The organism is Pseudomonas sp. NFIX28, from assembly GCF_900107395.1.
GTDB lineage: Bacteria > Pseudomonadota > Gammaproteobacteria > Pseudomonadales > Pseudomonadaceae > Aquipseudomonas.
Genome location: NZ_FNPW01000014.1, coordinates 23,022 through 41,709 on the forward strand (window position 1 = coordinate 23,022; position 18,688 = coordinate 41,709).

Consider the following 18,688-nt stretch of genomic DNA (forward strand, 5'->3'; position numbering starts at 1 on the left):
CAAGATGAAGGCCTGCAAGATCAGAACACAGGATGCTTATCGTGACCGAAGCTTTTATTGTCGTTCAAACCGCCGAGCAAGCCGTGGACCGGCTTGCTGTTTTGCATGAGCGGGCCACCACCGCGCTGAGCCAGGCGCTCAAGCGTTACCTCAAGGATCGCGTCGAACCGGACGCTGCGCAGCGCGCCCAGTTTCGTTACCCCGAACTGCGCCTGACCTATCTTTGCCAGGGCGAAGTCCCGCAGACCACCCGCGCCTATGCCAAGGTCCAGTTGCCGGGCACCTACAGCGTCACCGTCACCCAGCCCGCCGCTTTCCGTAAGTACCTGCTGGAACAACTGGTGCCCCTGATGCACGACTTCACGGTGACCGTGGAAGTGGGCGTCAGCGAACAGAACATCCCGTATCCGTATGTGGTCGAGCAGGGCGATGAGCTGGCCGGCTCCGGCGTTACCGCCGCCGTGCTGGCGCGAGTCTTCCCCAGCACCGACCTGTCCGCAGCCACCGATGGCATTGCCGACGGGCTGTACGATTGGGAGAACACCCATCCGCTACCCCTGGCGCTGTTCGATGCCGCGCGGGTGGATTTCTCCCTGCGCCGCCTGGTGCATTACACCGGCAGCGACTGGCGGCATGTGCAGCCGTGGATCCTGCTGACCAACTACCACCGTTATGTCGACCAGTTCATCACCCATGGCCTTGAGCAACTGCGCAGCGATCCGCGCTTTGTGCGCATGGTCCTGCCGGGCAATGTGATCATCGAGAAGGGCATGGACCACGGCGAAGCCTCGGCGATTGCCGCGGGTGTGGTCTGGCACCGCTATCAGATGCCGGCCTATCACCTGCAGGCCAGCGATGGCCATGGCGTGACCCTGGTGAATATCGGGGTCGGCCCGTCCAACGCGAAGAACATCACCGACCACCTGGCGGTCTTGCGTCCGCATTGCTGGCTGATGATCGGCCACTGCGGCGGCCTGCGGCAGTCGCAGACCATTGGCGATTATGTGCTGGCCCACGCCTATATGCGGCGTGACGGCATTCTCGATCGCGTGGTGCCGCCGAACATTCCGATTCCGGCCCTGGCCGAAGTGCAACTGGCCTTGCAGCAGGCCGCCGCCACCGTCACTGGCGAGAAGGGCGACGACCTGAAAAAACGCCTGCGCACCGGCACCGTGCTGACCTACGACGACCGTAACTGGGAGCTGCGCTGGGCCCAGGAACGTCCGCTGATCAACCTGTCCCGCGCCGTGGCGGTGGACATGGAAAGCGGCACCATCGCCGCCCAGGGTTATCGTCTGCGGGTTCCGTACGGCACCTTGCTGTGCGTCTCGGACAAGCCGCTGCACAGCGAAATCAAGCTGCCGGGTTCGGCCAACGCCTTCTACGAGCGTGCGGTCAGCCAGCACCTGAAGATCGGCATTGCCGCGGTGGACCTGCTGCGTACCGAGCTCAATTCGCTGCATTCGCGCAAGCTGCGCAGTTTCGACGAACCACCGTTCCGCTGATCGCGGGATGGTCATTTGACGGTCGGGCCACTAGCATGGTCGGTCCTGACCGTTAGATGTTCCTTTCGCCATGTCTCGTCCTCCACGTCCCGCTTCCCGCCGTCCCGGCGTGAAGAATTCCTCGTCTTCTTCCGCGCCGCGCCGTGTTGCCAAGGCGCCACCGGCCGAGCCGAAACTGATCCTGTTCAACAAACCCTTCGACGTGCTGACCCAGTTCAGCGACGGCGAAGGGCGGGCGACTCTCAAGGACTTTATCGCGATACCTGGCATCTATCCGGCCGGCCGCCTGGACCGCGACAGCGAAGGCTTGCTGCTGCTGACCAACGACGGCCAGTTGCAGGCGCGGATCGCCGACCCCAAGCACAAGCTGGCCAAGACGTATTGGGTGCAGGTGGAAGGCGAGCCGTCGGCCGAGCAATTGCAGCGCTTGCGCGATGGCGTGGAATTGAATGACGGCATGACCCTGCCCGCCGAAGCCCGGCAGCTCGAAGAGCCGCAGCTGTGGCCGCGCAACCCGCCGGTGCGTTTTCGCAAGAGCGTGCCCACCAGCTGGCTGGAATTGATCATCCGTGAAGGGCGAAACCGCCAGGTGCGGCGCATGACCGCCGCCGTGGGCTTGCCGACCTTGCGCCTGGTGCGGGTCAGGATCGGCGACTGGACGATCGATGGGCTCGATCAGGGCCAGTGGAGGGAAGTCCCGGCGCGCTTATAAGGTGCCGGACTCGATCAGGCCGATCACCACGCTCTTGATGATGAACGCGGCCACGCCCAGGCCCAGGACGAAGAACAGGATGAACGAGCCGAAGCGCCCGGCCTTGGACTTCTTCGCCAGATCCCAGACGATGAACGCCATGAAAATGATCAGGATGGTCACCAGGCCGGTCATCATCCACTCTTCGAATACTGCAGGATCCATTGAACATCTCCAGCGCGAGCAAGGCTAAAAAGGCGGGGGCGAGTATACGCCAAGGGGCTGCGGCGGGGCATTGACCCAGGTGCGCTTCGTCGTCACAGGCCACATTCCCTGTAGGAGCGCAGCTTGCGCGCGATAGCGATCTCTAGGTTCAGGTGATGTGTGACCCGGAATATTTATCGCGAGCAAGCTTCGCTCCTACAGAAGAGATAGCGCTCAGTTGCGCAGGTGAGTCAGCGGCAACTCGGTGCTGTTGAGCACCTGGTTGAGCACGAAACTGGAGCGCACGCTGGTCACGCCTTCAATGCGGGTCAGGTGGCCGAGCAGCAGTTTCTGGTAATGATCCATGTCCGGCACCACCACCTTGAGCTGGTAGTCGGCGTCCATCCCGGTCACCAGGCTACATTCCAGGACTTGCGGCAGGCTGCGGATCGCCGCCTCGAAGTTCTCGAAGCGCTCGGGCGTGTGGCGGTCCATGCCGATCAGCACATAAGCGGTCAGGCTCAGGCCGAGCATCTTGCGGTCCAGCAGGGCGACCTGGCGGGAAATGTAGCCGTCGTCTTCCAGTTGCTTGACCCGACGCGAACACGGCGAAGGCGACAGGCCGATGCGCTCGGCCAGTTCCTGATTGGAGATGCGGGCGTCGCGCTGCAATTCCGCCAAAATGCTGAGGTCGTACCGGTCAAGTTTGCTCATGGATCAGGCCTTTGTAATAACTATTGCGCAATATTATCTATTATGAGTTAAAAATTGCGCAAGTGATGTTTATTAGAGCAATCTTCGCAATCCTCTATCGGCACGCCAGGCCTATTCTTATCACCAGAATCACTGCCCGGACATAGAGTCCACTGCGGCCCGCCGAATCAGGCCTGCCGCGGCCGCCAATCCCACAGGGTTGAGCCGGCCCCCGGGCTGCACACTGTCCAGAAGACGGCGTGAGGTGAGCCGGCGTCATAAGCGTCGAGCACGGACGAAATTCTCAAAGGGGGGCCGACGGGTCCCCCTTTTTTATTGCCCGCGCGCCAGGAAATATCCCCTGGCACCCTCAATAAATAAGTTTTGCGACTGATAACCTGTGGCAGAACCGGCCTGGGCTTTTCCCAGTCTTATCTACAGGCCCCCATCCGCAGTGAGGAATAGCATGAAATCGCGCATCTGGCGTTTGGCAGGTGTTGGTTTGCTGTGTGTAAGCGTCAGTGCGCCCGTGCTCGCCGATGACCGCGATAATCGCCATGACGACCGTGCTGACCCCAACAGCGGCCAGCGCGGTGACGAGGGACACCCGGGCAACAGCCAGGGGCGAGGCGAAAAGAACCAGCCGCGCCCGCAGAATGAAATCATCCGCGGCGACAACAGCCAGCAGTTCGAGCCTATCGAATACCGCAGCCCGGGCCAGGGCGGGCCAAGCCCGGAGGAGGGGCGGGACGACGACAATCGCGCCCGCCCGGCATCGCCGCCCAGCCTGCCGATCCAGGGCCGCCCGGATACCGTGCGCCAGACCCAGGAACCGCGCCAGGGCTATTACCAGGACATCCCGCGCCGTAACGATTACAACCCGTATTGGCAGGCCGGCGGCCCCGGCTCGCGGCCCGACGACCAGCGTTGGCCGGGCCGTCCTGACGGCCATGGCAGCGGCTGGGGCCCAGGCCCGCAATACCGCCCGGGCCAGGTCATCGAGCGGTTCCCGGACCGCCATTACCGCGTGCCATATCGCGGCCAGGATTTTTTCTTCTCCGGCGGCTATTGGTATCGCCCGCAAGGCCCGCGCTATGTAGTGGTGCGCCCGCCCTACGGGATTCGCGTGGCCTACCTGCCGGACTACGCGCGGGAAGTGTGGATCGGCAGCGCGCTATTTTTCCTGGCCGCGGGCGTCTACTACATCTATGAAGCCAGTACCCGGCAATACGTGGTGGTCGAGCCGCCAGTCGCCGGCCCACAACCGTTGCCGCCATCGGCGGGCAGCGGTTATGACGTGCTGGCCTACCCGGTCAGCGGGCAAACCCCGCAGCAGATCGACCAGGACCGCTATGACTGTTATCGCTGGGCGGTGCAGCAGAGCGGCTTCGACCCGGCGACCATGACCTATCAACCCGCGCCGCAAGTCGTGCAGGCCTACCGCCAGGCCCAGGGTGGTTGCCTGGGCTCGCGTGGCTATCAGGTGACTTACTGAGCCCGGGCGGCCAGCACCACTTCCTGCGGGTCGGCGTGCACCAGCACCTCGGCCCGCGGATAGGCCGCATGAATCGCCGCGGCGGCCTGGTCGCTGATGCCGTGGGCCACCGACAGGGTCAGCTCCCCAGGTAGTTCCAGGTGCAATTGCACGAACCAGTGGCTGCCGGAAATCCGCGTGCGCAGGTCATGGGCGCCGAGCACCCCGGGCACGCCACAGGCCAGTTCCAGCATGTGCTGGCTGACCTCCGGCGGCAGTTCCTCGTCCATCAGCACCGCCACGCTTTCGCGGGCGATCTGCACCGCGCTCCACAGGATGTAGACGGCAATCGCCAGGCCGAACCAGGCGTCCAGTTGCGGCCAGCCAAAACTGGCCAGCACCAATGCCAGCAGGATGCTGCCGTTGAGCAACAGGTCGGAGCGATAGTGCAGCGAATCGGCGCGTACCGCGGTGGAGCCGGTTTCGCGGATCACCCGGTGCTGCACCATCAGCAAGGCCAGGGTCAGCGCCAGCGACAACAGCATCACGCCGATACCGACCCAGGGCGCGCCCAGCGGTTCGGGGTTCTGCAGGCGCTCGACGGCTTGAACCCCGATCAGCACCGCACTCACGGCGATGAACAGCGCCTGAGCCATGCCCGACAAGGATTCGGCCTTGCCATGGCCGTAGCGGTGGTCGGCGTCGGCCGGGCGCAGGGCGTAGTGCACCGCCAACAGGTTGAGGAACGACGCGGCGCCATCGAGCAGCGAGTCGGTGAGGCCGGCCAGCAGGCTGACCGAGCCGCTCAGCCACCAGGCGATGGCCTTGGTCACGATCAAAATGCTGGCCACCGCCAGCGAGGCGCGGGTCGCCAGGCGCAACAGGCGCGCGTGTTCCGGGCTACTGCTCATACAAGGCTTGTTCCTTCAAGAAATGCGCGAGTCAGGCGGCCGGTTGCAGGCCGTACAGGGCCAGTTGCTGCACGTTGCCCTTGTGCTGGATCAGGCGCGGGTCGTCCAGGGGGAAGCTGCGGCCCAGCTCGCTTTCGAGGATGGCCTGCAGCTTGCGCTTATCGACCTGGCCGTCGGCGCCTATGGCTTGCTGCAACTTGTGCGGGTCGACCTGCGCGGTCTTGTCCGGTTCCAGGTAGATGGCGCCGGTGGCGAAATCGACGCCAAAGGCGATCAGCCCCGGAATGATGTAAAACAGCAGGCCCACGGCGTCGAGCGCGACCACCAGCGGGTCGATCTTGCCGTCGATCTGGCCGCGCCGGTCGGGGAAGAAAATCGAGCCGCAGGCGGTGAGCTGAGTCAGTAGGGTGGCAACCAGGACGCCACCAATGATGCGGAAAGGAATACGCATGTAAATCTCCTGAACAGACACGAAAGAGCAAGGCTGAAGCGTTGCCGGTATGAATTCAGACCGTGATTAACGCCAGGCAGTTCGCCGTTATACTCGCGCCTCTGTTTGGGAGCCAGTATGAATTCTTTGCCAATTGATGAAGTTTTACCCGCCCTGCGCGAAGCCCTGGCGACGCGCCACGAGGCTGTGCTCGAAGCACCGCCCGGCGCCGGTAAGACCACCCGCGTGCCTTTGGCCCTGTTGAACGAACCCTGGCTGGCCGGACAGCGCATTCTCATGCTCGAACCGCGGCGCCTGGCGGCACGGGCGGCGGCCGAGCGGCTGGCCAGCGAACTGGGGGAAAAGGTTGGCGAAACCGTGGGCTACCGCATCCGTCTGGATAGCAAGGTCGGCCCGAACACCCGCATCGAGGTGGTTACCGAGGGGATCCTGACCCGCCGTCTGCAGGACGATCCGGCGCTGGAAGGCGTCGGCCTGCTGATCTTCGACGAATTCCACGAACGCAGCCTCGACGCTGACCTGGCCCTGGCCTTGAGCCTCAATGGCCGCGATCTGTTCCGTGACGAGCAGCCGCTGAAAATCCTCTTGATGTCGGCGACCCTGGAAGGCGAGCGCCTGGCCGGGCTGCTGGACGATGCGCCGATCCTGCGCAGCGAAGGCCGCATGTTCCCGGTCGATGTGCGCTGGGGACGGCCCTTCCAGCCGGGCGAGTTCATCGAGCCGCGGCTGGTGCAGACCGTCCTTGAGGCGCTGGACGATGAAAGCGGCAGCGTCCTGGTGTTTCTGCCGGGGCAGGCCGAAATCCGTCGCGTGCATCAGCAACTGGCCGATGCCTTGGGCGAGCGCCCGCAGGTTCTGCTCTGTCCGCTGCACGGTGAGCTGGACCTGGCGGCCCAGCGCGCGGCCATCGAGCCGGCGCCGCCGGGCAAGCGCAAAGTGGTGCTGGCGACCAATATCGCCGAGACCAGCCTGACCATCGACGGCGTGCGCGTGGTGATCGACGCCGGGCTGGCGCGGGTGCCGCGTTTCGACCCGGGCAGCGGCATGACCCGGCTCGACACCCAGCGCATTTCCCGGGCCAGCGCCACCCAGCGCGCCGGTCGGGCCGGGCGCCTGGAGCCCGGAGTGTGCTATCGCCTGTGGTCCCAGGACCAGCATGAACAGTTGGCGGCCTATGGCAGCGCGGAAATTCTCCAGGCGGACCTGGCGGGCCTGGCCCTGCAACTGGCCCGCTGGGGCGTGACGCCGGCGCAACTGGTGTGGCTGGATGTGCCGCCCGGCGCGGCCTATGCCCAGGCCCAGGACCTGCTCGAACGCCTCGGCGCGCTGACGGCCACGGTGGGCGAGGAGTGGAAGCTGACACCGCATGGCCAGGCAATGGCCGAGCTGCCGGCCCATCCGCGCATTGCCCATCTGCTGTTGCGGGGCCAGGCCCTGGGGCTGGCGAACATGGCCTGCGACGTCGCCGCCTTGCTCGGCGAGCGCGACATCCTGCGCGGCGGCGGTGCCGACCTGCATAGCCGCCTGGTGCTGCTGTCCGGCGAGGAGCGGGCGGCCCGTGGCGCGCAGGGCGGGGTCCAGCGGGCTCGGCAACTGGCCCGGCAGTACCGCAGTTATCTGCGCGGGCAGCCAAGCCAGGCAGTGGCGGACCCGGACCACCCGCGCTGGCTGGGCGCCCTGCTGGCGCTGGCCTATCCGGATCGGGTCGCCCAGCAACGCCGCCCTGGCGGCGCCGAATACCGGCTGGCCAACGGCCGCGCGGCGTTGTTCAGCGAGACCGACAGCCTGATGAAGCAAGCCTGGCTGGTGATCGCCGACCTGGGCAGTCGCCAGGGCCAGCGCGAAGAACGCATCTACCTGGCGGCGGCTTTCGATCCGGCACTGTTCGACTCGGTGCTGGCCGAGCAGGTGCGCAGCGTCGACCAGCTGGATTGGGACGAGCGCGAAGGCGTGTTGCGCGCCGAGCGCCAGCGCAAGGTCGGCGAGCTGGTGCTCAGCCGCGAGCCGCTGACTGGCCTGGACGAGGCGGCGCGCTGCCAGGCCCTGGTCAACCTGGTGCGGCGCAAGGGCCTGGAACTGTTGCCCTGGACCCCGGAGCTGCGCCAGTGGCAGGCCCGGGTGGCCTTGTTGCGCCAGCTTGATCTGGCGGCCAAGGGCGAAAGCGAATGGCCTGACGTCAGTGACGCGGCCTTGCTCAAGAGCCTGGAAAGCTGGCTGCTGCCGTACCTGGGCAAGGTTTCGCGCCTCAGCCACTTCGCCAACCTGGAGCTGGCCAGCATTGTCCATAACCTGCTGCCCTGGCCGTTGCCGCAACGCCTGGACGAGCTGGCGCCGCACCACCTGACGGTGCCGTCCGGCTCGTCGATTCGCCTTGATTACAGCGAGCAGCCACCGATTCTCGCGGTGCGCCTGCAGGAGCTGTTCGGCTTGGCAGAGACACCACGGATCGCTAGCGGACGGCAGGTGGTCAAGCTGCACCTGCTGTCCCCGGCGCGGCGGCCGGTGCAGGTGACCCAGGACCTGGCGAACTTCTGGCGCAGCACCTACGCCGAGGTAAAGAAGGACCTCAAGGGCCGTTACCCGAAACACTACTGGCCGGATGACCCTCTGGTGGCCGAAGCCACGGCGCGCGCCAAACCGCGCAAATAACCCCCCCTGTGGCCGCTGCCGCAGGCTGCGACAGGTCCGAAGTCCAGCGCCAGTGTCGACGTCAGCGGCCGTTCCGGCCGAGCGCAGCCTGCGGCAGCGGCTACAGGTATTGGTCGAAAAGTGAGCAGTGGGCTGGAGGGCTTGTATTGCCTGGTGTGCAGCGTCTTACGCGCAGGTTATCCACAAGCGGCTCCACAAAGGTTGGGGGTAAGCGCCCAGCTTTTGATGACCACCTGATAACGCGACAGGCCCCCCGTTTCCGTAGCCGCTGCCGCAGGCTGCGACAGGTCCGAAGCACCTCCAGCGCCAGTGTCGACGCCAACGGCCGTTCCGGCCGATCGCAGCCTGCGGCAGCGGCTACAGGTGTTGGTCGAAAAGTGAGCAGTGGGCTGGAGGGCTTGTATTGCCTGGCGTGCAGCGGCTTACGCGCAGGTTATCCACAAGCGGCTCCACAAAGGTTGGGGGTAAGCGCCCACCTTTTGCTGACAACCTGATGGCGTGACAGCCCCCGTAGCCGCTGCCGCAGGCTGCGATCGAGCGCGTAGCGCTCGCCATCCGGTTTCATGTGAGGACTCAGGTTTTGCGTCCGCTGCGTCGGAATGCCGCCCAAGCCGATCGCAGCCTGCGGCAGCGGCTACAGGTGTTGGTTGAAAAGTGAGCAGTGGCTACAGGGACATTGGTTACTGCGCGGCGGGCAGCAGGAAGCGGGCTGTCAGCGGCAGGTGGTCGGAAATGCGCAGGGTGTCGTCCTGCCGGACCTGGGCCTCGACCCGTTTGAGCCGTGGGCTGTAGAACAGGTAGTCGACCGTCCGGTCCGGGCCGCTCAAGGCCGGGTCGTTGGGGAAGTGGGTCAGCCACAGGGCGCGGTCGATGCCGCTGGCCTCGTTGTTGGTGGGAATCATCGGGTATTTGTCCCAGAGCGTGTGCAGCGCGCTGTCGGCGGAGTAGGGCGCACGTTGCTCGGGGGCCAGGCGTTGGTACTGGCCCAGGGGCAGCAGGTTGAAGTCGCCGCCGATCAGCCAGGGCGTGCCGCGAGCCTCGAAGCGGTCGAGGACCTTGGCGAGTGCGCCGACCTGGGTTTGCAAGGTGGTGTCGGCGGCGTTCGTCGCGCGGTCCAGATGGGTGTTGAGCACCACCATCTGCCCGCCGTCGCTTAACGGCAGGTAGCTCGCCAGCACGGCGTTTTTCGGCTGGAACTGGCGGCTGACGAAATTGGCCGCGGGCACAGGCAATTGCAGGCGTTCGGCGTGTTCGATGCGGTAGCGGCTCAAGGTCGCCAGTTGCCGGCCGACGCTGCCGAAGATGGGCGGGGAGGGAACGAAATCGGCTTTCCAGTCGAAAGCCTGTGTGTGGCATGGATACAGGTCGGTCAGGCGTTCCTGCAGCAGCTTGAGCTGGTCCTGGTAAGCGCTGGCCTTGGCGTCGTTATCCAGCTCCTGCAGCAGCACAATGTCCGGCTGCTCGTCGCGAATCACCCGCGCCACCTCATCCAGGCTGAAGGCCATGTCTTCCGGGGTCGGGCGCTCGTCCGGCCCCTGGGCCTGGTCGTTCCAGAACACGTAGCGCTTGCCCGCCAGGTACTGCACGTTCCAGGTCATCACTTTCAGCGCCTGGCCCGGCACCAGGGTGGGCGCCTTGCCGGTGCAGGCGACCGGTAGCGACTCCTTGGCATCGGGACGCCAGGTCAGGCTGTAGACCAGGGCTGACAACAGGCCTGCGCTGATCAGCAGGCCCAGGAGAATCAAGCGAAATAGACGGGGCATCGGCTCGGCTTATGGCGTTGCTGGATTGGGCCCGAGCATAACCGAGAGCGGGGCCGCGGCCCAAGGGGCAGAGCGCTCGCAGTCCCGGGTCATTGCTTGTCCGGCAAGTCGCCGATCAGCATGAACAGGCGGAAGACCACCACGCTGGTGAACAGTTGCAGGAAGCTGTGGGCGCTTTCGATCAGCAGCGACAGCATCGGGCCGGGCTCGGGATAGGCCGCCGCGCTGGCGCCCTTGAGCAGCCACAGCGGGGCCATCACGGCCAGGATGCAGACCAGGATCCGCAGGAAATGCCCGCGGGTCAGGCGCAGGCTTTCCTTGATCGCGGGCAGAGGTTGCAGGCCCTTGAGCACCAGCAGGTATTCGGCGAAGGCCAGGGTCACCATCAGCCACAGCCCGGGCAGGAAATACAGCGACAGGCCGAGCAAAATCAGCAGGGTGTTGATGGCAGTCAGCAGGGCAAAGCGCGGCCACAGGCTGACGGCTGCGGCGAGCAGGTCGCGGGCCTGCGGCGATTCGCCACGGCTGCGGGCATCGAGGAACAGGATCAGCACGCCGGTGTACAGCGGGTAGATCAGCAGGCCGACGATCACGCCGTAGCCGGGAAAGGCCTCGGGGCCCAGCGAGCGGTCGACCGCCTGTTGCAGCAGCGCCTCGAGGACCACCAGCGGCAGGCACAGCTGGACGATGCGCCCCAGGTTGCGCTGGCAGAAATACAGGGAGTCGCGCAGAACGGTTAACGGATTCATCAATGGTTATCGCAGATCGAAAAAGCGGTTGGACACTTTAACCGATGCAGCCCCGGGGCAAGCAAACGTAAACGTTCGGTAAAGGCCATTGAAAGCCCCCGCAGCAGCCCCATTACTGCTTGCACCTTGTGCATGACGGGCAAGGCCCAGTTTTCTACCGGCAATCTAAAGAGGTCGCCATGAACAGCGAAGAGCAAACCCTGATCGATGGACTGTTTTCACGGTTGCAGCAAGCCGCGAAGGATTCAGCCCCGCGCGACGCCCAGGCCGAGACGCGGATCAAGGAGCATCTGGCCCGGCAGCCTGGCGCCGGGTATTTCATGACCCAGGCGATTCTGGTGCAAGAGGCCGCGTTCAAGAGCCTCGACGAGCAGAACCAGCAGCTCAGCCAGCAAGTCCAGCAATTGCAGGCCGAGTTGCAGCAGGCCAGATCCCAGGCCCCGGCGCCTGGCAGTAGCGGCGGGTTTTTGTCGAGCATCTTCGGCGGCGGTTCCCGCGATCCGCAGCCGGCACCGACGCAAAGCGCCCCGGCCTCGTCCGGCGGCTGGCGCGAACCGGCGCGGCCGGCTTTCAACCCGCAGCCGCAGCAGAACTACCCGCAGCAGGGCTCTGCGCAGGGTTTTCCACAGCAGGGCTTTTCACAACAAGGCCTTTCGCAACAAGGTTATGGCGCGCCATCCCAGCAGGCGCCGGCCGCGGCGGGCAGCAGCTTCCTGGGCGGCGCGCTGAAGACCGCCGCTGGCGTGGCGGGTGGCGTGATGCTGGCGCAAGGCCTCAGCAGCCTGTTCCACGGCAACCAGCAGCCGCAGGAAGTCGTCGAGGTGATCAAGGAAGAACCGGCCCCCGCCAGCGACAATTCGGGCGGCTGGGGCAATGACGAACAGCGCATGGTCAACAACGATGCCTGGGGCAACAACGACCAGGGCGGCTTCAGCGATGCCGACTATGGCAACGACGACAGCTCGTTGTTTTCCGACGACGATTCCTTCGTCTGACCGCCATCGGTCCGGAACGCGGCAGCGGCCCGGACCGATTATTCGCGGAACCTTCCTTCCGGCTGGCATACTGGGCGACTTTTCGGGGGTTGCATCCCGGCCCAGTTCGCGCGCGTGAGCGCCATGAGGATAAGCGGTGAAAAAAATCGCTGTGTTCGCCGATGTCCAGAACCTCTATTACACCGTGCGCCAGGCCTATGGTTGTCATTTCAACTATGCCGCCCTGTGGGCCGACATCAGCCAGCGCGGGCAGATAGTCGAGGCTTACGCCTATGCGATCGACCGGGGCGACAGCAAGCAGCAGCAGTTCCAGCAGATCCTGCGCAACCTGGGCTTCACGGTAAAACTCAAACCCTATATCCAGCGCAGCGACGGTTCGGCCAAGGGCGACTGGGACGTGGGCATCACCATCGACATCATGGACGCCGCCGATCACGTCGACGAAGTGGTGCTGGCCTCCGGTGACGGCGATTTCGACCTGTTGCTCGAGCGCATCATCGGCAAGCACGGTGTCGAGGCGGTGGCCTATGGCGTGCCGGGGCTGACCGCCAATTCGCTGATTCGCGCGGCCACGCGCTACGTGCCGATCGAAGGCGCGCTATTGCTCAAGAATTGAGCTGATTATTTTTTCTACGGAGCAGGACAGGTTTGGAACGCATCGCAGTCATCGACTTTGAAACCACCGGGATCTCCCCGAGCAGCAGTTGCCGGGCCACGGAAATCGCCGTGGTGATCCTCGAGCAGGGGCGCATCGTCGAGCGTTACCAGAGCCTGATGAATGCCGGCGTGCGGGTGCCGGCCTTTATCGAACAGCTGACCGGCATCAGCAACGCCATGCTGCGTAGCGCGCCGCCGGCCGAGCAGGTGATGAACGAGGTCAACGAGTTCGTCGGCACCACGCCGCTGCTGGCGCACAATGCCGCGTTCGACCAGAAGTTCTGGGACTACGAGCTTGGCCGGATCAAGCGCACCCGTTTGCAGAACTTCGCCTGTTCCTTGCTGCTGGCCCGGCGCCTGATGCCGGCGGCGCCCAACCACAAGCTCGGCACCCTCACCACCTTCGCCAGCCTGCCCCATACCGGCCAGGCTCACCGGGCCATGGCCGATGCGGAAATGGCCGCCAACCTCACCGCCCACCTGGCGCTGGAACTGCGGCAGACACACGGGCTGCGCGAGCTGTCCCACGACTTGCTGTGCAAATTGCAGAAAGTGCCGGCCGCCAAGATCGGCGAACACCTCAAGCGTCATCGCGGCGTCTGACTCCTCAATCTCTGTAGCCGCTGCCGAGCCCTGGCGAGGCTGCGATAGGGCTCGAAGAGCCTTCCAGGGCCCTCAAGAGCGCGTCTTCTTCGGAGCCGATCGCAGCCTCGCCAGGGCTCGGCAGCGGCTACAGAACGGTGGTGGGGTTTATTTGCCGTTGCTCTCCAGATGCCCCAGCGGCACGCGCTGTTCGATGGCGCTGGAGAGCACGATCGAGGTCTTGCTGAAACCGAATTGGGCGACGCGGTTAATCAGCTCTTCCAGCTCCGGCATCGAGCCGACGGCGGCGCGCATGATTACGCACGGATCGCCCGTGACCCGATGGCATTCGGTGAGTTGCGGGATCCGGCTCAATTCGTCGTAGGCTTTCTGATTGCCGTGCTGGGCCATGCGCAGTTCGATCACGCATTGGATCGGCAGGCCGAGCTTGGCCAGGTCGACCTTGGCCTGGTAGCCGGTGATCACCCCGCTGGCTTCGAGCTTGGCCACCCGTTCGGCCACGGCCGGGGCAGAGAGGTTCACCTTGCGCGCCAGTTCGGCGTAGCTCGCCCGGCCATTTTCCAGCAGGGCCGCGAGCAGCATGCGGTCATATTTATCCATGATAAGGCTTCCAAACGCGGCGACTTTCGAAAGCATGGTTTATAGCCAGAATCTCCATGTTTTGAAAAGTGTACTGGCCCTTTAAACAGGTTTTGTAACTTAAGTTCCGTCGGTCGGCTTTCTAGAATAACGCTCTCCCTTGCCCTGTCTTCGAGCTGCCCATGCCTGGCCTACGCCGTTTTCCCTTGCCTTTGATTGCCGCCTTTTTTGCGTTGTACGTGATCTGGGGGTCGACTTACCTGGTGATTCGCATCGGTGTCGAATACTGGCCGCCGCTGATGCTCGGCGGCATCCGTTTCGTTATCGCGGGCAGCCTGATGTACGGCTTCCTGCGCTGGCGCGGGGTGCCGGCACCGACCTGGGCGCAATGGCGGGCGGCGGGGATGATCGGCATCCTGCTGTTGAGCTTCGGCAACGGCGCGGTCAGCGTCGCCGAACACATGGGCGTGGCCTCCGGCGTGGCGGCGCTGGCGGTGGCCACGGTGCCACTGTTCACCCTGCTGTGCGGCTACTTCTGGGGCGCGCGCAACACCCGCCTGGAATGGGCCGGGATCGTCCTCGGGCTGGTCGGTATCGCCATGCTCAACCTCGGCTCCAACTTGCAATCGAGCCCCACGGGCGCGGCCTTGCTGGTATTCGCGGCGGCGGCCTGGGCCTTCGGTTCGGTGTGGAGCAAGCACCTGCCGTTGCCGCAAGGGGCAATGGCCAGTGCCGCCGAGATGCTGGTCGGGGGCGTGGTGCTGCTGATCGGCAGCTGGTTGAGCGGCGAGCAACTGGCGGCGGTCCCGCCGATCGAAGGCTGGGCGGCCCTGGCGTACCTGATCGGCTTCGGTTCGATCATCGCCTTCAACTCCTACATGTACCTGCTCAAGCACGTGCGCCCGGCGGCGGCCACCAGCTATGCCTACGTCAACCCGGCGGTGGCGGTGCTGCTGGGGATCGTTTTCGTCGGCGAGACCATTGGCCTGGAGGAGGCGCTGGCGATGGTGGTGATCATCAGTGCCGTGGTCTTGATCGGCCTGCCGCAGTGGCGCAAGCCCAAGGTCGCGGCGATTCAGGAAGAAGCCACTGCCTGACGCGGCCGGTTGGCGCGCGAGCAAAAACGCCGGGCATTGCCCGGCGTTTTTTATTCCAGCCGGTGCTGCTCAGGCCGGGGCGAACAGCATCACCAGCGGTGTCAGCGCCAGGACGAAGGCCAGCATGAACAGCAGGCTGATCCCCGCGACGCGCCACAGCGAGAAGAACGGTCCCTTGCTGAGTTTGTGTTCGATGACGACCGGGCCGAAGAGCTGGCGCGCATAGGCGTTCATTCCGAAAATCGGTGGCAGTACGAAGGCCACGGCTGGAACGCTTTCGGGCAACACCACGCCCAGCACCATCATCACCACCAGCAGGCCAATACCGATGTACCAGGCCTTCTTCACTTCGCTTTCACGGCCGAGCGCCTTGAGGTTGGCGGCGATCATGTAGGAGCCCGCGACGGAAGTGCCGAGGAAGGTGGCCAGGCCGACAGCGTTAATGCTGTACAGGCGCAATGACGCCGTTGAGGCAGCCGGGGTCAGCAACTCGGCGGCAGGTGTCTGGAAAGGGTTGGGAGTATCCATACAGGTCAGGCTCCTGGGTTTTCAGTGGGGCGATAGGGACAAGGGACTGAATTCTCCTCCCGTCTCTCAAGGTGCGTCCACCTGCATTCTTCGCGTTCGCCAGCGGGCGAGCCGTAGCGGGGCAGCTCGTCAGCCCGAAAGAAACCCGCCTGAATTAGGGTAAACTGCCGCCCATTGCACACCTGCGCTGACATTTTCCCTACGGTATCCCCCATGACATTCGCCACTCTTGGCCTGATCGACCCCTTGCTGCGCGCCCTCGAAACGCTTGGCTACCAGACCCCGACACCGGTGCAGGCGCAAGCCATTCCGGCGGTGCTGGGCGGTCGCGACCTGATGGCCGCGGCCCAGACCGGCACCGGCAAGACTGCCGGCTTCGCCTTGCCGCTGTTGCAGTTGCTGGCCATGGAAGGGCCGAAAGTCACCGCCAACTCGGTGCGCGCGCTGATTCTGGTGCCGACCCGCGAACTGGCCGAACAGGTGCACGAAGCGGTGCGCCAATACGCCGAGAACCTGCCGCTGCGCACCTACGCGGTGTACGGCGGCGTCAGCATCAATCCGCAAATGATGAAGCTGCGCGGCGGCGTTGATCTGCTGGTGGCCACGCCGGGCCGCCTGCTGGATCTGTTCCGCCAGAACGCGCTGAAGTTCAACCAATTGCAGACCCTGGTGCTGGACGAAGCCGACCGCATGCTCGACCTGGGCTTTTCCGAAGAGCTGGCGAACATTTATCGCGCCCTGCCGAAAAAGCGCCAGACCCTGCTGTTCTCCGCGACCTTCTCCGATGACATCCGCCTGCTGGCCGGGCAGATGCTCAACGATCCGCTGAGCATCGAAGTCAGCCCGCGCAACGTCGCCGCCAACACCGTCAAGCAATGGGTGGTGACGGTGGACAAGAAGCGCAAGCCGGAGCTGTTCAGCCATCTGCTGCGCAAGAACCGCTGGAAGCAGGTGCTGGTGTTCGCCAAGACCCGCAACGGCGTGGACGCGCTGGTGGAGCGGCTGCAAGGCCAGGGCGTGAATGCCGACGGCATCCATGGCGACAAGCCCCAGGCGACCCGCCAGCGCGCGCTGGACCGCTTCAAGGCCAGCGAGATCCAGATCCTGGTGGCCACCGATGTCGCGGCCCGTGGCCTGGATATCGAGGACTTGCCGCTGGTGGTCAACTTCGACCTGCCGATCGTCGCCGAGGATTACATCCACCGCATCGGCCGCACGGGCCGCGCCGGTTCTACCGGTGAGGCGATCTCGCTGGTGTGCGCCGATGAAGTGAACCTGCTGTCGGCCATCGAGATGCTGACCCGCCAGACCCTCAAGCGCCATGACGAGCCGGACTTCATCCCCGAGCACCGGGTGCCGGAAACCGACGCCAGCGGCCAGGTGATCAAAAAGCCGAAAAAGCCGAAGAAGCCAAAAACCTCCGGCGGTGGCGGCAAGCGCAACCTGGGCAAGTGGGTGGACAGCGGCGAAGTGGCCGAAGCCCCGGCGGTCAAGCCGGTGCGCAAGGTCCCGGTCTTCAACACCGGGCCGCGCAAGCGCAAGCCGTAAGCCAGAGGCCAACACCGCCCCTGTAGCCGCTGGCGCAGCCTGCGATCGAGGACGCAGTCCTCGTAAAACCAAACGACCCGGTTCTCCTGGAGAAGCCGGGTCGTTTGCTTTGGCGGCCGCTGCGCGGCCGTTCGCAGCCTCGCTTCGCTCGGCAGCGGCTACAGGGCGTAGGCCGGGTTCAGGCCTTTTCCCGCAACCACTCGAGCATCCCCAACCCCGCCGCCCGTCCGCTGGCGAAACACGCGGTGAGCAGGTAGCCGCCAGTGGGCGCCTCCCAGTCGAGCATCTCTCCGGCGCAGAACACACCGGGCAATTGCTTGAGCATCAAGCGCTGGTCCATGGCCTCGAACATCACGCCGCCGGCGCTGCTGATGGCTTCGTCCAGGGGGCGGGTCTTCACCAGGGTCAACGGCAGGGCCTTGATTGCCTTGGCCAGCTGCGCCGGGTCGGCGAAACAATCGGCAGGGGCCAGTTCGCGCAAGAGCGCGGCCTTCACTCCGTCGATGCCCAAGTGGCTCTGCAGGTGCTTGGCCATGGAGCGCGAGCCCCGTGGCTTGCTCAGCGCGACCTGGATCCGGTCATGGGGCTTGCCCGGCAACAGGTCGATATGCACCGTGGCCGCGCCGTGCTTGTTGATCGCCTCGCGAATCGGCGCCGACAGCGCGTAGATCAGGCTGCCCTCGATCCCGGTGGTGGTGATCACGCACTCGCCGAGGCGGGGGATGTCATCGTTCAGGCCGATGGCGACGTTTTTCAGCGGTGCGCCGGCGAACTTGCCGCGCAGCAGGTTACTCCAGTCCTGCACTTCGAACCCGCAGTTGCTCGGTTGCAGGGGCGCCAGTTGCACGCCGCGCTGCTCCAGCGGCAGCATCCAGGCGCCATCCGAACCCAGGCGCGACCAGCTGCCGCCGCCCAGGGCGAACAACAGGGCATCGGCCTGGACCGCCTTTTCGCCGTCCGGACTGGCGATGCGCAGGCTGCCATCGGCGTTCCAGCCGAGCCAGCGATGACGGGTGTGGATAACCACGCCGGCATCGCGCAGGCGCTTGAGCCAGGCGCGCAGCAGTGGCGCGGCTTTCATATCGGTTGGGAATACCCGGCCCGAACTGCCGACGAATGTGTCGATGCCCAGGCCATGAATCCATTGGCACAGGGCCTCGCTGCCGAACTCGCGCAACAGCGGGGCGATCTGCGGCGCCCGTTCGGCATAACGCGAAAGAAAGACCGGGTAGGCCTCGGAATGCGTGATGTTCATGCCGCCGACCCCGGCCAGCAGGAATTTGCGGCCCACCGACGGCATGCCGTCGTAGAGATCGACCTGGATGCCCGCCAGGCTCAGCACCTCGGCCGCCATCAAGCCAGCGGGGCCGCCACCGATAATGGCGACGTGATGGGGCAGGGCGGTGCGGGATAAGGTCATGGCGAGCGACGGCGTGGCGGAATTAGCCGGGCATTCTACCCCAGGCAGGCCCATCGCCAATGCTCCTGACGACACAGCTTTTGTAGCCGCTGCCGCAGGCTGCGATAGGTCCGCAGGACCTCCAGCGCCAGTGCCGACGCCGGCGACCGTTCCGGTCGATCGCAGCCTGCG

At 65.0% G+C, this 18,688-nt stretch carries 18 protein-coding genes; 9 read left to right on the forward strand and 9 right to left on the reverse strand.

Annotation, left to right across the window (positions count from 1 at the left end):
* The first annotated feature begins 32 nt into the window (after positions 1-32).
* Positions 33-1,505 (forward strand): AMP nucleosidase, encoded by a 1,473-nt coding sequence (gene amn / locus BLV20_RS23420; protein ID WP_175540251.1) that lies wholly within the window; start codon positions 33-35, stop codon positions 1,503-1,505.
* A 70-nt stretch (positions 1,506-1,575) separates the two neighbouring features.
* A complete protein-coding gene (locus BLV20_RS23425) occupies positions 1,576-2,217 on the forward strand; it encodes a pseudouridine synthase (RefSeq protein ID WP_092304823.1) in 642 nt (213 codons plus the stop codon).
* Here the strand turns inward: BLV20_RS23425 and BLV20_RS23430 are convergent.
* Together BLV20_RS23430 and BLV20_RS23435 are read right to left on the reverse strand one after the other, a co-directional pair.
* Complete coding sequence (locus tag BLV20_RS23430; RefSeq protein ID WP_092304824.1) at positions 2,212-2,421, reverse strand: DUF2788 domain-containing protein; 210 nt, start codon at positions 2,419-2,421, stop codon at positions 2,212-2,214. The genes BLV20_RS23425 and BLV20_RS23430 overlap by 6 nt on opposite strands.
* A 213-nt stretch (positions 2,422-2,634) precedes the next feature.
* Positions 2,635-3,114 (reverse strand): Lrp/AsnC family transcriptional regulator, encoded by a 480-nt coding sequence (locus tag BLV20_RS23435; RefSeq protein WP_009045772.1) that lies wholly within the window; start codon positions 3,112-3,114, stop codon positions 2,635-2,637.
* A 445-nt stretch (positions 3,115-3,559) separates the two neighbouring features.
* Between BLV20_RS23435 and BLV20_RS23440 the strand changes: the two genes are divergently transcribed.
* Positions 3,560-4,588 (forward strand): DUF6515 family protein, encoded by a 1,029-nt coding sequence (locus BLV20_RS23440; RefSeq protein WP_092304825.1) that lies wholly within the window; start codon positions 3,560-3,562, stop codon positions 4,586-4,588.
* Here the strand turns inward: BLV20_RS23440 and BLV20_RS23445 are convergent.
* Positions 4,582-5,478, reverse strand: coding sequence for a cation diffusion facilitator family transporter (locus BLV20_RS23445; protein WP_092304826.1), 897 nt, complete (start codon positions 5,476-5,478; stop codon positions 4,582-4,584). The two genes, BLV20_RS23440 and BLV20_RS23445, sit on opposite strands and share 7 nt — an antisense overlap.
* 31 nt (positions 5,479-5,509) lie before the next feature.
* A complete protein-coding gene (locus BLV20_RS23450) occupies positions 5,510-5,929 on the reverse strand; it encodes a polyribonucleotide nucleotidyltransferase (RefSeq protein ID WP_092304827.1) in 420 nt (139 codons plus the stop codon).
* A 117-nt stretch (positions 5,930-6,046) separates the two neighbouring features.
* On the opposite strand from BLV20_RS23450, the gene hrpB reads away from it, so the two are divergent.
* Entirely contained in the window at positions 6,047-8,578 is a 2,532-nt protein-coding gene (hrpB, locus tag BLV20_RS23455) for an ATP-dependent helicase HrpB (protein ID WP_092304828.1), read from the forward strand.
* Positions 8,579-9,258: 680 nt separating this feature from the next.
* Here hrpB and BLV20_RS23460 read toward each other — a convergent pair.
* The gene (locus BLV20_RS23460) at positions 9,259-10,341 is read right to left on the reverse strand and encodes an endonuclease/exonuclease/phosphatase family protein (RefSeq protein ID WP_092304829.1); all 1,083 of its coding nucleotides are present in this window, start codon (positions 10,339-10,341) and stop codon (positions 9,259-9,261) included.
* An 89-nt stretch (positions 10,342-10,430) separates the two neighbouring features.
* Positions 10,431-11,090, reverse strand: a complete 660-nt coding sequence (locus BLV20_RS23465) for a YciC family protein (RefSeq protein ID WP_092304830.1) — start codon at positions 11,088-11,090, stop codon at positions 10,431-10,433.
* A gap of 179 nt (positions 11,091-11,269) precedes the next feature.
* On the opposite strand from BLV20_RS23465, the gene BLV20_RS23470 reads away from it, so the two are divergent.
* From BLV20_RS23470 to BLV20_RS23480, 3 genes are all read left to right on the forward strand, one after another.
* Positions 11,270-12,085 (forward strand): DUF2076 domain-containing protein, encoded by an 816-nt coding sequence (locus BLV20_RS23470; protein WP_092304831.1) that lies wholly within the window; start codon positions 11,270-11,272, stop codon positions 12,083-12,085.
* 136 nt (positions 12,086-12,221) lie between these two features.
* Positions 12,222-12,701, forward strand: coding sequence for a LabA-like NYN domain-containing protein (locus BLV20_RS23475; RefSeq protein ID WP_092304832.1), 480 nt, complete (start codon positions 12,222-12,224; stop codon positions 12,699-12,701).
* Between the two features lie 32 nt (positions 12,702-12,733).
* A complete protein-coding gene (locus BLV20_RS23480; RefSeq protein ID WP_092304833.1) occupies positions 12,734-13,345 on the forward strand; it encodes a 3'-5' exonuclease in 612 nt (203 codons plus the stop codon).
* Positions 13,346-13,492: 147 nt separating this feature from the next.
* Here BLV20_RS23480 and BLV20_RS23485 read toward each other — a convergent pair whose 3' ends face one another.
* Positions 13,493-13,945: an Lrp/AsnC family transcriptional regulator gene (locus BLV20_RS23485; protein ID WP_092304834.1), complete on the reverse strand. Its 453-nt coding sequence runs from the start codon at positions 13,943-13,945 to the stop codon at positions 13,493-13,495.
* A 161-nt stretch (positions 13,946-14,106) separates the two neighbouring features.
* Between BLV20_RS23485 and yedA the strand changes: the two genes are divergently transcribed.
* Entirely contained in the window at positions 14,107-15,021 is a 915-nt protein-coding gene (yedA, locus tag BLV20_RS23490) for a drug/metabolite exporter YedA (protein WP_092304835.1), read from the forward strand.
* Between the two features lie 69 nt (positions 15,022-15,090).
* On the opposite strand, the gene BLV20_RS23495 is transcribed toward yedA, so the two are convergent.
* Positions 15,091-15,549, reverse strand: coding sequence for a hypothetical protein (locus BLV20_RS23495; protein ID WP_092304836.1), 459 nt, complete (start codon positions 15,547-15,549; stop codon positions 15,091-15,093).
* 213 nt (positions 15,550-15,762) lie between these two features.
* Between BLV20_RS23495 and BLV20_RS23500 the strand changes: the two genes are divergently transcribed.
* Complete coding sequence (locus tag BLV20_RS23500; protein WP_092304837.1) at positions 15,763-17,097, forward strand: RNA helicase RhlE1; 1,335 nt, start codon at positions 15,763-15,765, stop codon at positions 17,095-17,097.
* A 178-nt stretch (positions 17,098-17,275) separates the two neighbouring features.
* Here the strand turns inward: BLV20_RS23500 and BLV20_RS23505 are convergent, their stop codons facing one another.
* Positions 17,276-18,517, reverse strand: a complete 1,242-nt coding sequence (locus tag BLV20_RS23505) for a TIGR03862 family flavoprotein (protein ID WP_092304972.1) — start codon at positions 18,515-18,517, stop codon at positions 17,276-17,278.
* Positions 18,518-18,688: the final 171 nt, after the last annotated feature.